The organism is Pseudaminobacter sp. Soil_N_29, assembly GCF_057656055.1.
This window is the reverse complement of record NZ_JBDGLC010000003.1, coordinates 355,316-369,024: the sequence shown is the minus strand read 5'-3', so window position 1 is coordinate 369,024 and position 13,709 is coordinate 355,316. Positions and strand designations below refer to the sequence as shown.

At 65.8% G+C, this 13,709-nt stretch carries 8 protein-coding genes; 6 read left to right on the top strand and 2 right to left on the bottom strand.

Going from position 1 to position 13,709, the window contains the following annotated elements; genetic code table 11:
* Positions 1-135: 135 nt before the first annotated feature.
* Positions 136-339, bottom strand: coding sequence for a hypothetical protein (locus tag AC3A4H_RS10345; protein ID WP_348777376.1), 204 nt, complete (start codon positions 337-339; stop codon positions 136-138).
* A gap of 225 nt (positions 340-564) precedes the next feature.
* On the opposite strand from AC3A4H_RS10345, the gene AC3A4H_RS10340 reads away from it, so the two are divergent.
* The 3 genes from AC3A4H_RS10340 (at position 565) to AC3A4H_RS10330 (ending at position 6,808) form a co-directional block, all read left to right on the top strand.
* On the top strand, positions 565-4,281 hold the full coding sequence (locus AC3A4H_RS10340; protein WP_487766613.1) for a hydantoinase B/oxoprolinase family protein: 3,717 nt from the start codon (positions 565-567) through the stop codon (positions 4,279-4,281).
* 574 nt (positions 4,282-4,855) lie between these two features.
* Positions 4,856-6,148: a BtaA family protein gene (locus tag AC3A4H_RS10335; RefSeq protein WP_487766612.1), complete on the top strand. Its 1,293-nt coding sequence runs from the start codon at positions 4,856-4,858 to the stop codon at positions 6,146-6,148.
* Positions 6,149-6,160: 12 nt separating this feature from the next.
* Complete coding sequence (locus AC3A4H_RS10330) at positions 6,161-6,808, top strand: class I SAM-dependent methyltransferase (RefSeq protein ID WP_487766611.1); 648 nt, start codon at positions 6,161-6,163, stop codon at positions 6,806-6,808.
* Between the two features lie 8 nt (positions 6,809-6,816).
* On the opposite strand, the gene AC3A4H_RS10325 is transcribed toward AC3A4H_RS10330, so the two are convergent.
* On the bottom strand, positions 6,817-8,205 hold the full coding sequence (locus AC3A4H_RS10325) for a serine hydrolase domain-containing protein (RefSeq protein WP_487766610.1): 1,389 nt from the start codon (positions 8,203-8,205) through the stop codon (positions 6,817-6,819).
* A 210-nt stretch (positions 8,206-8,415) separates the two neighbouring features.
* Here AC3A4H_RS10325 and AC3A4H_RS10320 point away from each other — a divergent pair, with 210 nt between their 5' ends.
* The 3 genes from AC3A4H_RS10320 (at position 8,416) to AC3A4H_RS10310 (ending at position 13,686) form a co-directional block, all read left to right on the top strand.
* Positions 8,416-9,231, top strand: a complete 816-nt coding sequence (locus AC3A4H_RS10320) for a glycoside hydrolase family 25 protein (RefSeq protein ID WP_487766609.1) — start codon at positions 8,416-8,418, stop codon at positions 9,229-9,231.
* Between the two features lie 149 nt (positions 9,232-9,380).
* Positions 9,381-10,559, top strand: a complete 1,179-nt coding sequence (locus AC3A4H_RS10315) for a lytic murein transglycosylase (RefSeq protein ID WP_487766694.1) — start codon at positions 9,381-9,383, stop codon at positions 10,557-10,559.
* Between the two features lie 232 nt (positions 10,560-10,791).
* The gene (locus AC3A4H_RS10310; RefSeq protein WP_487766608.1) at positions 10,792-13,686 is read left to right on the top strand and encodes a DNA translocase FtsK; all 2,895 of its coding nucleotides are present in this window, start codon (positions 10,792-10,794) and stop codon (positions 13,684-13,686) included.
* Positions 13,687-13,709 lie beyond the last annotated feature (23 nt).

Below are 13,709 nucleotides of genomic sequence, written 5' to 3'. Positions count from 1 at the left end.
GACGAAACCTGTCGCGACGCGAGGGACAATCTAAAGAAGCCGTGGGGCAAAGGCCGGGCAAGAGGCCGGGCAAAACCCGGCCTCTTGGGCCCGAAGCCGCCTACTCGTGGCTACGCGTACTCTACACGGCAAAGCTTACTGGGCAGGAGCGGCCGGCTTCTGCTCCGTTGTACCGCCGGGCGGTGGTGCAGGCGTCGTCGGCGCCGCTGCGGGAGGGGTGGTCTGCTGGGTTGCCGGCGGCTTGGTGCTCTGGGTCGTGGTCTTGTCCGAACTCTCGCTGCAGGCGGCAATACCGAACAATGCAACCGCTCCTACGGATGCAAGGATGAGTTTCTTCATTTACAAATCTCCTTCGCGGGCAAAGCCCGGTCTGCCGGGCTGTCCTGGCTAGAATGAGAAAGCTCCCATGCGGGTTGCGTCACTTACGCTGACGCAAGGAAACATTTTGTCAGAACCCGCTTGCGCTGCGGGCTCAGGAGGGCCGCGTTCCGTGCAGCGGCATTGAAGTTGCCGTGACATCGCTGCAATAAGCTGCTCGTGAGCAACCGTCTGTCGAGGAAGATCATGAACGCGGCCAAGTGGGATTTCTGGATCGATCGCGGCGGCACCTTCACCGACATCATCGGCCGCGATCCCGAGGGCGGGCTGCATCCGCGCAAGCTTCTCTCCGAAAACCCCGAGGCCTATCGCGATGCCGCGATCCAGGGCATCCGCGACCTGCTCGGAGTCAAGGCCGGCCAGCCGATCCCCTCAGAGCGCATCGGCGACATCAAGATGGGCACGACGGTTGCAACCAACGCGCTTCTGGAGCGCAAGGGCGACCGGGTGCTGCTGCTCATCACAAAGGGTTTTCGCGATGCCCTGCGCATCGCCTACCAGGCGCGGCCGGACATCTTCGCCAAGGAGATTATTCTCCCCGAACAACTCTACGAGCGCGTCGTCGAGGTCGATGAACGCGTGCGCGCCGACGGCTGCGTGGAAAAGCTGCTCGACCTTGCCTCCGTGCAATCCGAAATCGAACAGGCGAAGCGGGATGGCATCGATGCCGTCGCAATCGTCTTCATGCATGCCTGGAAGTTCCCCGCGCACGAACAGGCCGTAGCCAGGCTCTGCCGCGACCTCGGCTTTGGCCAGGTCTCGGTCAGCCATGAGGTCTCGCCGCTGGTCAAGTTGGTCGGACGCGGCGACACCACGGTGGTCGACGCCTATCTGTCGCCTATCCTGTCGCGTTATGTGAACCAGGTGGCTGGCGAACTGGGCATGGACAAGTCGGCAGAGGCCAATTCCCCCCGCCTGATGTTCATGATGTCATCGGGCGGTCTTACCGCCGCCGATATGTTCCAGGGCAAGGACGCGCTTTTGTCCGGCCCGGCAGGCGGCGTGGTCGGCATGGTCGAGACGGCGAAGCTCGCCGGCTTCGACAAGGTCATCGGCTTCGACATGGGCGGCACCTCCACCGACGTCGCCCACTATGACGGCGAATATGAGCGCGCCTTCGATACCGAAGTGGCGGGCGTGCGCGTGCGCGCACCCATGATGCGCATCCACACGGTCGCCGCCGGCGGCGGCTCCATCCTGCACTTCGAGGCCGGCCGCTTCCGCGCCGGGCCGGATTCGGCCGGCGCCAATCCCGGCCCCGCCTGCTATCGCCGCGGCGGGCCGCTGGCCGTCACCGACGCCAATGTCATGCTCGGCAAGCTGCAGCCCGACTTCTTCCCGGCGATCTTCGGCCCCAACCAGGACCAGCCGCTCGACACTGAGATTGTGCGCAAAAAATTCGAGGCGCTGGCTGCCGAGATCGGCGATGGCCGCAGCCCGGAAGCGGTGGCAGAAGGTTTTGTCACCATCGCCGTGGAGAACATGGCCAACGCCATCAAGAAAATCTCCGTCCAGCGTGGCTATGACGTCACCGAATATCTGCTCAACTGCTTCGGCGGCGCGGGTGGGCAGCACGCCTGCCTGGTGGCCGACGCGCTCGGCATGGAGGCGGTGCTGATCCACCCCTTCTCCGGCCTGCTCTCGGCCTATGGCATCGGGCTCTCGTCAGTCTTCGCCTCGCGCCAGCAGGCGCTTCTGAAGCCATTGGCGGATGCCTCGCTCGACGCGGTCAACGAACTGATCGCAACACTGCGTAAGGATGTTTTGGCCGAGCTGGCCAGCCAGGGAATCGCCGAAGCCGATGTCGCTTGCCGCCCGGTGCTGCAGGTGCGCTATGACGGCACCGACACCGCGCTCCCGGTCAACTTCGAAGCGGGCTCGGTTTCGCAGGCGATCGCCGACTTCGAGGCCGCGCACAAGGCCCAGTTCGGCTTCATCTACGACAACAAGCCGATGATCGTCGAAGCCGTGGGCGTCGAGGGCACCGACACCAGCGGGCGCGGCCGCGACGAGCGCGACCAGCCGCTCGCCGACTGCGCGCCCAAGCCGGGCGAAACGCGCAGGCTCTATGGAGAGGGTACCTGGCACGACGCCGGCGTGTTCCGCCGCGAGGCCATGGCCCCCGGCGATCACGTCGACGGGCCGGCGCTGATCATCGAGAGCCACCAGACCATTGTCGTGGAGCCGGGCTGGCGGGCCGAGATCACGGCCAAGGACCACGTGCTGATGCGCCGCACTGAGAAGAAGCGCCGCAAGGCAGCGCTTGGCACCGAGGCCGACCCGGTCATGCTCGAGGTCTTCAACAACCTGTTCATGTCGATCGCCGAGCAGATGGGCGTGACGCTGCAGAACACCGCCTACTCGGTCAACATCAAGGAGCGGCTGGACTTCTCCTGCGCCGTCTTCGACCGCACCGGCGCGCTCGTCGCCAACGCTCCGCACATGCCGGTGCACCTGGGCTCCATGGACCGCTCGGTGGAGACGATCATCCGCCTCAACGAAGGCGACATCCATCCGGGCGACGTCTTTGCGCTGAACGCTCCTTATAATGGCGGCACGCACCTGCCCGACATCACCGTGGTGACGCCGGTGTTCGACGGTGAGGAGCGATCGGCCGAAGGCCGATCAATCGACAACGATTTGTCGATTGAAGCGACGAACGCCCGGAGCCATAGCGGAGGGCAGGCAAGACAAATCCTCTTCTGGGTCGCCTCGCGCGGCCACCACGCCGATGTCGGCGGCACAGCCCCCGGCTCGATGACGCCGCTGGCCACGACGGTCGATGAGGAAGGCGTGCTGTTCGACAACTTCCGCATCGTCGAACGCGGCCATTTCAGCGAGGCGGAGCTGCTGCAACTCCTGACCGACCACCCCTACCCGGCCCGCAACCCGCACCAGAACATCGCCGACCTGAAGGCGCAGATCGCCGCCAACGAGAAGGGTGTGGCCGAGCTGCGCAAGATGGTGGCGCATTTCGGGCTCGACGTGGTCGACGCCTATATGGGCCATGTGCAGGACAACGCCGCCGAAAGCGTGCGCCGCGTGCTGGAGCGCCTGCCCGACACCGCCGAGTACGAATACCCGACCGACACCGGCCAGGTCATCAAGGTGAAGATCACCGTCGACCGCGACAAGCGCGAGGCGACGGTGGACTTCACCGGCACCTCGCCGGTGATGAAGAACAATTTCAACGCGCCCGAACCCGTGGCGCGCGCGGCCGTGCTCTATGCCTTCCGCGTCATGGTCGAGGACCAGATCCCGATGAATGCCGGCTGCCTGCGGCCGATCAACATCATCATTCCGGAGGGCTGCATGCTGCGGCCGAGCTATCCGGCCGCCGTGGTGGCCGGCAATGTCGAAACCTCGCAGCATGTCACCAACGCCCTGTTCGGCGCCATGGGCGCGCTGGCCAACGCGCAAGGCACGATGAACAACCTGACCTTCGGCAACAAGCAGTACCAATATTACGAGACGATCTGCTCCGGTTCGCCGGCCGGCCAGATGAACAGCGGCCGCGGCTTCAACGGCACGTCGGGCGTGCACACGCATATGACCAACTCGCGTCTGACCGACCCGGAAATCCTCGAACTGCGCTTCCCGGTCCTGCTGGAGGATTTTCATATCCGCGAAGGCTCGGGCGGCGGGGGAAAATGGCATGCAGGCGACGGCACGCGCCGCACCATCCGCTTCTTGGAGAAGATGGAATGCGCGATCCTGTCGTCGCATCGTTCGCATCCGCCGCGCGGCGTGAACGGCGGCGGCGACGGCGAGGTCGGCTCGACCAAGGTGCGCCGCAACGACGGCACCATCGAAACGCTGAAAGCCTGCGACCAGACCGTATTGGAGCCCGGCGAGGCGGTGATCGTGACCACGCCGACCGCGGGAGGGTTTGGAGGGGCCTGAGGGCCTTTCCCTCCCCCTTTCTGCACCGCTGCGGCAGTCTTGGCCGACCAGCATGGGTCCCCGGAACCTCCGCACGTCGCTTCGCTCGTGCTTCGGCCCGAGGATGACGAGGTGGGGCGGCCGGCGCGAACGCGCCGCATTGAGGGTTTGCCGGGTACCTTGGTCCCGACTCGTTCAAGGTTGCTGGAGAAGGCGTTGAGGGTTTGCCGGAGCCTTTCAACCCCGTCGTCCTCGGGCCGGAGCACGAGCGCAGCGAAGTGCGGAGGTTCCGGGGACCCAGGCCTCGGACTCGCAATCGGCAGTCCGAGGCAGGTTTCGTGTCAGCAAACTGTCCCGAGAAGTCAGCCCGGCTTTGATCCGCACTTTTTCAAGTGTCAGCCCGGCGGAGGGAGTGCAGCGATCTCCACCGCTGCGGCAGCTTCGGCCGACCGGCATGGGTCCCCGGAACCTCCGCACTTCGCTGTCGCTCGTGCTCCGGCCCGAGGATGACGAGGTGGGGCGGCCGCGCCGGCATCCAATCGGCAACGCCGGGCCTGCTCCAAGCGCTCCGCCACCCAACTGTCACCGGCATGTCATGCCCCTGCGTTACCCGCTTGCAGCAAAGCAAACGGGGAATCGCCTTGCCATGACCGACCTGTCCTCGGAAATCGGTTTCGCCCGCAACAAGCGCCTTGGTAAGGCGGTGCATCGCAACCGCCCGCTGTCGAAGGAAGGGATTTCGGAGCGCCTGTTCACCCTGCTGTTTTCCGGGCTCGTCTATCCGCAGATCTGGGAAGACCCGGACGTCGACATGGAGGCCATGGCGCTGGGCGAAGGCCATCGCGTCGTCACCATCGCCTCGGGCGGCTGCAACGTGCTGGCCTATCTCACCCGCTCACCGGCGCATATCGATGCCGTCGACCTCAACACCGCCCACATCGCGCTGAACCGCATGAAGCTGGCGGCGGTGGCGCACCTGCCCTCGCAGGCCGACCTGTTCCGCTTCTTCGGCAGCCCCGGCAACCGGCACAATTCCGCCGCCTACGATCAGTTCGTGGCGCCACATCTCGACAGGACCAGCCGCGCCTATTGGGAAAAGCGCAACTGGCGCGGAAAGCGCCGCATCGCCGCCTTCGATGACAATTTCTATCGCAAGGGTCTGCTCGGCCTGTTCATTGCTGCCGGCCACCGCACCGCGCGCCTCTATGGCGTGGACGTATCCGAGATGATGTCGGCCAAGACTGTCGCCGAGCAGCGCCGCTTCTTCGAGGAACGGCTGAAGCCGATCTTCCGCCGCCGGCTGGTGCGCTGGGCGACCTCGCGCAAGTCGTCCCTGTTCGGCCTCGGCATCCCGCCGGCGCAATATGACAAGCTGATCACCTCCGGCGACGGCACCATGGCGAGCGTGCTTTCGGCGCGGCTGGAAAAGCTGACCTGCCATTTTGCACTCAAGGACAACTACTTCGCCTGGCAGGCGCTGGCGCGCCGCTATCCAGCGCCCGGCGAGGCGGCGCTCCCCGCCTATCTGGAAGCGGAGAACTACGCCACGATCCGCCAAAATCTCGACCGCGTGAGCGTGCACCACGCCAATTTCACCGAGCTTCTGGCGAGCAAGGCTGCCGGCTCGGTCGATCGCTTCGTGCTGCTCGACGCGCAGGACTGGATGAGTGACGAGCAACTGAACGCGCTGTGGACCGAGATCAGCCGCACCGCCGCGACCGGCGCGCGCGTGATCTTCCGCACTGCCGCCGAGCCGAGCCTGCTGCCCGGCCGCCTCTCGCAGGCCTTGCTCGACCAGTGGCGCTACGAGGCGGAGCAGTCGCGCGAGTTCGCGACCCGCGATCGCTCGGCAATCTATGGCGGCTTCCACCTCTATGTGAAGAACTGAGAGGTTTTGGCGATGAGCGCGACGGACCACTCCGGCCTGATGGACCGCATCTACCGGCACCAGCGCCACATCTACGACCTGACGCGCAAATATTACCTGCTCGGCCGCGACCGCATGATCGACGGGCTCGACGTGCCGGCCGGCGGCACTGTGCTGGAGCTGGGCTGCGGAACGGGGCGCAACATCGTGCTGGCGGCCCGGCGCTATCCGGATGCGCGCTTCTATGGCCTGGATATTTCCGCCGAGATGCTTGAAACGGCGAAGGCCGCGATCGATCGCGAGGGCATTTCCGGGCGCGTGACGCTGGCGCGTGGCGACGCCACGGATTTCGATGCCGAAACGCTGTTCGGCATCGAAAAATTCGACCGGGTCTTTGTTTCCTACTCGCTGTCGATGATCCCCGGCTGGGAAAAGACCGTTAGCGCGGCGCTGGCCGTGCTGAAGCCCGAGGGCTCGCTGCATGTGGTCGATTTCGGCCAGCAGGAACGGCTGCCGCGCTGGTTTCGGGCGATGCTGCGGGCGTGGCTGGCAAAATTCCATGTCGAGCCACGGGCGACCCTGCGCAAGGAACTGGAAGCGGAGGCGGGAAAACGCGCCTCGAGCGTGTTCTTTGAGACGCTCTATCGCGGCTATGCGGTGAAGGCGGTGGTGGGGGCGTAGGCCGCCCCCTACTCCAGCGCCTTGGACAGCGCCGCCACCATGGCCTGCGGCCGGTAGCCGAGCCTGGACGGGGTCAGGCCGAGGCGCAACACCACCAGCTTCTGCGAAGGAATGATGGCCATGGACTGGCCGTCATGTCCAAGCAGCCAGAAGGTGTCGGCCGGGAGGTCGATGCCCGCTTCGGGCTCGTCACCGGCGTCGTCCCCGCCATCTGGGCCCTGCAGCCAGACCTGGCCGCGGCCGTATCTTCCGCCGGAGGCGGGAGCAGGCTCGCGCATCCACGACACGAAGCCTGCGGGCAACAGCGGCACGCCATTCCAGACGCCATCGTCGACCAGGAACTGGCCGAAGCGCGCCCAATCATGCGCGGTGGCGTAGAGATAGGATGAGCCGACGAAGGTGCCGCGCGCATCGGTTTCAAGGATGGCGCTGGGCATGCCCAGCGGATCGAACAGCGTCTTGCGCGGCCATGCCAGCGCCTGCGCCTTGTCGCCCACGGCCTGCTGCCAAAGGCGCGACAGCACCACGGAAGTGCCGCTGGAATAGCTCCAGACCTTGCCCACCTCCCCGGCCAGCGGCTTGGCCTCGGCAAAGCCGGCCATGTCGGGCTCCAGATAGAGCATGCGCGTCACGTCGGTGACATCGCCGTAATCCTCATTGAACTCGAGCCCCGAGGACATCGCCATCAGGTCGGCCAGGCTGATCTTGTCGCGCGCGTCGCCCTTCCACCCCTCGAACAGGCCGGTTGCATCCATGGACATCCTGCCGGCCTGCACCAGCGTGCCGATGAGCGCGGCGTTGACTGTCTTGGTCATCGACCAGCCGAGCAGCGGCGTGTTTTGCGAAAAGCCGGTGCCATAGCGCTCGCCGACGATGCGGCCGTTCTTGACCACCACCACGGCGCGCATACCGGGACCGGTCGCGCCCTCGTCGTCCAGTATGGTGGCGACGATCGGGTTCTGCGACGGTTCCACACGCTCGCCCACCGGCCACAATTCGTCCGGCTTGGTGCCTTGCGAGGGCGGCACGAGCGAAAACGCCTTGGCCGTCTGCACATTGCCATCGGGCACGGTGGCGCAGCCGCCATTGTCGCGCGCGACAGCGCGCCCCTCGCCGAACCAGCCGAACAAGGCGGCCGAGACGGTGCCGCTCTCGTTGTCGACGTCCACCGAAATCAACCTGAGGATCGGGTGGCCGGGCGCCTGCACGTCGACCCGCAGCACCTCTTCAGGGTCGCGCCCGGCGACGAAGACGTTCGAACAGACGATCTTGGCTGTGTAGCCCGCGGCCACGCGGATCAGCGCCGGCGGGGCCACGGCAAGCCAGACGGCAAGCGCCACCACCGCCAAAACGACAAGTCCGAGCAGCCATTTCAGAAATCTTGCGACCCCACGCATTCTCCTGCCCTCCCACGCAGTTGCCGACCCTAGCCGGCCGCCATTCGTCACGCAAATCGCCCAGCCTGTCGAGCGCCATCAACCAATAATCAACCATGTTGCGCGAAAACGGCACAAGGCCGGCCACGCGCATGCGCGCGCACCCGGCAAGCCAAATCATCAATTGCCAGGCCGCGGGCACATTTGCCCGACGGGCCCGAAGGAGAAGCGATGCGCCGTCTTGCGGCCCTCATCCTGCTTGGCGCGCTCGGCGCATGCACCTCGGTCGACGATCTTGCGCCAGTCGGCAACCAGCGCCTCACCTCGCAGACCATCACGCAGGGCGAAGTGATGGTGCGCTATCCGCGCTTCGACGACATCAAGCCGCATGACTGGACCGGGCGCACGCCGTGGGAGCACCCGGTGCACGGCACCGACGTGTCTAAATACCAGACATCGGTCGACTGGCGGCAGGCCAAGGCCAGCGGAATCTCCTTCGCCTTCATCAAGGCGACGGAGGGCGGCGACCGCGTGGACGACTATTTCGAGGAGCACTGGAACGCCACCAAGGCGGCCGGAGTGCCGCGCGCGGCCTATCATTTCTATTATTTCTGCCGCCCCGCCGCCGAGCAGGCGGCCTGGTTCATCCGCAACGTCCCGCGCGAGCGCTCTTCCCTGCCGCCGGTTCTGGACATGGAATGGAACCCGCAATCGCCCACCTGCAAGCTGAGGCCCGACCCGGCCACGGTGCGCAGCGAGATGAGGACCTTCCTCGAGATCGTGGAGAAGCACTACGGCAAGAAGCCGATCATCTATACCTCGATCGACTTCTTCGACGACAACCAGCTGGCCGGCTTCCGCGGCTATCCCTACTGGCTGCGTTCGGTGGCCGGGCACCCCAGCGAGCGCTATGGCAGCCACCCGTTCACCTTCTGGCAGTATACCGGCACAGGGGTGGTTCCGGGCATTCGCGGCAAGGCCGACGTCAACGTCTTCAACGGCTCCGAGGCCGCCTGGAAGAAATGGCTGAGGGAAAACACCCGCTAGGCTGCGAAATAGCGGCCTTGAGCCTACGAATCCGCGAAATCCCGCTTCCCTCCGCGCGCAACCGGAGGTATGGCCCGGCTGCCCGCATTTTGCCATGTCCATCGGGCACACAATGACGCGAAATCATGGGCATGAATGGAGTGGTCATGATGGTGGTGCGAATGAAGGCGCTGGCCGCGGCGCTGGTCGCATTTGCGGCCGGGCCAGCCATGGCGCAGGAATGCGGCGGCGACTTCAATGCCTGGAAAAGCGCCATGCGCGCCGAAGCGGCTGCGGCCGGCATCGGCGGCAAGGGGCTGGCAGCGCTCGAACAGGCCGAACTCAACCCGAAGGTGCTGCAGCGCGACCGCGCCCAGGGCGTCTTCACCCAGACCTTCCTGGAATTTTCCGCCCGCATGATCTCGGACTACCGGCTCAAGCACGGCGCGGCCAACCTGCAGAAATATGCCGATGTCTTCGCCCGCGCGGAGCAGGAATTTGGCGTTCCTGGCCCGGTGATTGCCGCCTTCTGGGCGCTGGAGACCGACTTCGGCGCGGTGCAGGGGGATTTCCCGACGCTGGGCGCGCTGGTGACGCTGGCGCATGACTGCCGCCGCCCGGAACTCTTCCGCAAGCAGATCGTGCCGCTGCTGACGCTGATCGAGCGCGGCGTGGTGCCGGCCGACGTCAAGGGCGCATGGGCAGGCGAGATCGGCCAGACCCAAAGCCTGCCCATCGACTATCTGGAGAACGGCGTCGACGGCGATGGCGACGGCATCGTCGACCTGCGCAACAGCGCGCCCGATGTGATCATGACCACAGCCAAGAAAATCCAGGCGCGGGGCTGGAAGCGCGGCGAGCCCTGGCTGCAGGAAGTGCGCGTGCCCGACAACATGCCCTGGGAAGAAACCGGCCGCACCAACAAGCTGCCGATCTCGCAGCTGACTGCCTGGGGCGTGACAGACCGCGACGGCAACCCGCTCGAGGACAATGGCCTGAAGGCCGGCGTGATTCTGCCCATGGGCCACAAGGGCCCCGCCTTCATCGGCTACGACAATTTCGACATCTACATCGAGTGGAACCAGTCGATCACCTACACGCTGACGGCCGCGCACCTGGCTGCACGGCTGGCCGGGGAGCCTCCCTTCGACAAGCGTACCCCGCAGGAAGGCCTAACGGGCGAGGCGATGAAGGCGCTGCAGCAGAAGCTGCACGACAAGGGCTACGACGTCGGCGGCATCGACGGCATTCTGGGCACCAACACCCGCGAAGCGATCCGCCAGGAACAGATTCGGCTGGGCCTGCCCGTTGACGGCTGGCCGACGCAAGAGCTGCTGGCAAATCTCTAGGCCAGAAGGCAGAAATCGCTTTTCCCAGAGGCCACGCGTTGTGCAACGCGTGGCCTCTTTCGTTTCCGGCTGCTCCCGTCAAAGACCGTGCCATTTTCCGCACACCGGAGGGCCTAAGCGAAGTGCATGACCGCCTTCGCTCGACCAGGCATCCGACTGGAAGAAACTGTTAACCACTCGGTTCCTATTGCTCTTCAGACGTCTCCCCGCCCGAGTCTTGAGTACAGGATCCATGAGCTTTCCCCGCACAAACTTTTCGAACCTGAATTCGCACGAACAAGGCGAGGCAGATCGCTTCGAAAGCGCGCGCAACAACACGGCCACTGCCAGGCAGCCACACCCGGCTGCGGCACCCGGCCGGGATTCGTGGGGCGCGGCGCGGCAGACCACGCAGGCCCATTCAAAACCCGGAACCGACGAATTCTTCACCCGCTCGCCGCTGCAGGACCATTTCTTCCTGGCGCCCAATGTGCGCTTCACCCGCACGCCCGAGCGCGAAATGCCGAAGCGCCGCGCAGAGCAGCAGGGAGGCGAGGAGAATTCCGGACAGGGCGATTCGACGGCGAACAGGGCAGCAGCCCAGCAGCCGACGGCACAGGCCGCCTCGCCTGCACCGAGCGTCGCCCGGACAGCGACACCGACGAATGGACTGGCTTCCCGCGCGGCGACCGTTCAGCCCGCGGCTGCCGACGCGGCGGTGAGGCGCCAAGCCCCGGCAATGCCAGCCATCAAAACCCCTTCTCTCGAGCGCGTCGTGGAAAAGGCGCAGGTGCTGTCTTCCACAGCCAATGTAGCAGTGCCTGTTGCGCCGCAGGTGGCCGAGGAAGCGCCCGTCTCGCAGCCTGTCGAGGTGGAAATCCAAACGGACAGCAGCGGCGCGTTCTGGTCCTGCTTGTCGGACCACGCCTTCTTCGAGTTCCTGCCGCCGGAAGGCATGGTGGAACTTGCGCCCTTGCCGACCATCGATCTGGGCCGTTTTGCCGTCGCCGCGGCTCCAGCGACTCCACTGCCGCAGCAAACGCGCCCGGCTCAGGTGGCGGAAATCACCTCGCTGTTCCGCATCATCGAATGCACCCCCGCCGCGCCGTCCTCCCCTGCCCTGCCGGAGGCGGCGGTCGCCGTTCCGGCCGAGGGCGAGAAGAACGTCGAGATTTCCGCGAGCGCAACGGTACAGGAGACGCAGGCCGCCGCCGCGATTGCGGTACAAGAAATCGTTGCAGCCGCACCCGTTGTGGAGTCGGTCGCCACCGCTCCAGTAGCTGAAACTGCCAGCACGCCCGCTGAAGCAATCGCCGTTGCCGCCTCGCCAGCGGATGCCGCGGCTGCCCCCGCCGCGGATGCTGCTGCTCCGGTGGCCGAGGCTGTCGTTGCCGCTCCGGTCGCGGAAGTTGCAACGCCACCCGTGACTGCTGGTGCAGCCCTCGCCCCGAAAAACGCCGTGGCGCCGGTGGCGGCGAACGCGAATGTCGTCGCCTTCGAGCCCGCCAAAAAGGCGAGCGTGACCATGCCGGTTCCAGTCGCCCGCGCGACTTCGCCCCGGACCATCACCGTGGGCGCGGAGCAGTCCGGCACGGAAGACGGCTACGAATTCCCTTCCGAGGAGCTGCTTCAGGAGCCGCCTGTTGGCCAGGGCTTCTACATGTCGCAGGAGCGGCTGGAGCAGAATGCCGACCTTCTGGAAAGCGTGCTGGAAGATTTCGGCGTCAAGGGCGAGATCATCCATGTCCGCCCCGGTCCCGTCGTCACGCTCTATGAATTCGAGCCGGCGCCGGGCGTAAAGTCTTCCCGCGTTATCGGCCTGGCCGACGACATCGCCCGCTCCATGTCGGCCATCTCCGCCCGCGTGGCGGTAGTGCCGGGCCGCAACGTCATCGGCATCGAACTGCCGAACGAGACGCGCGAGACGGTCTATTTCCGCGAGCTGATCGAATCCCACGATTTTCGCGAGACCGGCTGCAAGCTGGCGCTGTGCCTGGGCAAGACCATCGGCGGCGAGCCGGTGATCGCCGAGCTGGCGAAGATGCCCCACCTGCTGGTGGCCGGCACCACCGGCTCGGGCAAGTCGGTGGCGATCAACACCATGATCCTGTCCCTGCTCTACCGCATGACGCCGCAGGAATGCCGGCTGATCATGGTCGACCCCAAGATGCTGGAACTGTCGGTCTATGACGGCATCCCGCACCTGCTGACGCCCGTCGTGACCGACCCCAAGAAGGCGGTGACGGCGCTGAAATGGGCCGTGCGCGAGATGGAAGACCGCTATCGCAAGATGGCGCGGCTGGGCGTGCGCAACATCGACGGCTACAACCAGCGCGCAGCCGTGGCCCGCGACAAGGGCGAGACGGTGGTGATGCAGGTGCAAACCGGCTTCGAAAAGGGCACCGGCGCGCCGCTGTTCGAGGAGCAGGAAATCGACCTGGCGCCGATGCCCTACATCGTCGTCATCGTCGATGAGATGGCCGACCTGATGATGGTCGCCGGCAAGGAGATCGAAGGCGCCATCCAGCGCCTGGCGCAGATGGCGCGCGCGGCCGGCATCCACCTGATCATGGCCACGCAGCGCCCGTCGGTCGACGTCATCACCGGCACGATCAAGGCCAACTTCCCCACCCGCATCTCCTTCCAGGTGACATCGAAGATCGACAGCCGCACCATCCTGGGCGAACAGGGCGCCGAACAGCTTCTCGGCCAGGGCGATATGCTCCACATGGCCGGCGGCGGCCGCATCGCCCGTGTGCACGGCCCCTTCGTTTCCGACGACGAGGTCGAGCAGGTGGTGGCGCATCTGAAGACGCAGGGCCGCCCCGAATATCTCGAGACCGTGACGGCGGACGAGGAAGAGGAAGAGGCCGAGGCCGACCAGGCCGTCTTCGACAAGGGATCGGTGGCGGCCGAGGACGGCGATTCCACCTATGACGAAGCGGTGAAGGTGGTGCTGCGCGACAAGAAGTGCTCCACTTCCTACATCCAGCGGCGTCTCGGCATCGGCTACAACCGCGCCGCCTCGCTGGTCGAGCGCATGGAGAAGGAAGGCATCGTCGGCGCCCCCAACCATGTCGGCAAGCGCGAGATCCTTCTGGGCCGGCGCGACCACGCCCCCACACCCGACAAGGACGACATGGACTGATCCCAACGGCGGAGGCGCGGTGC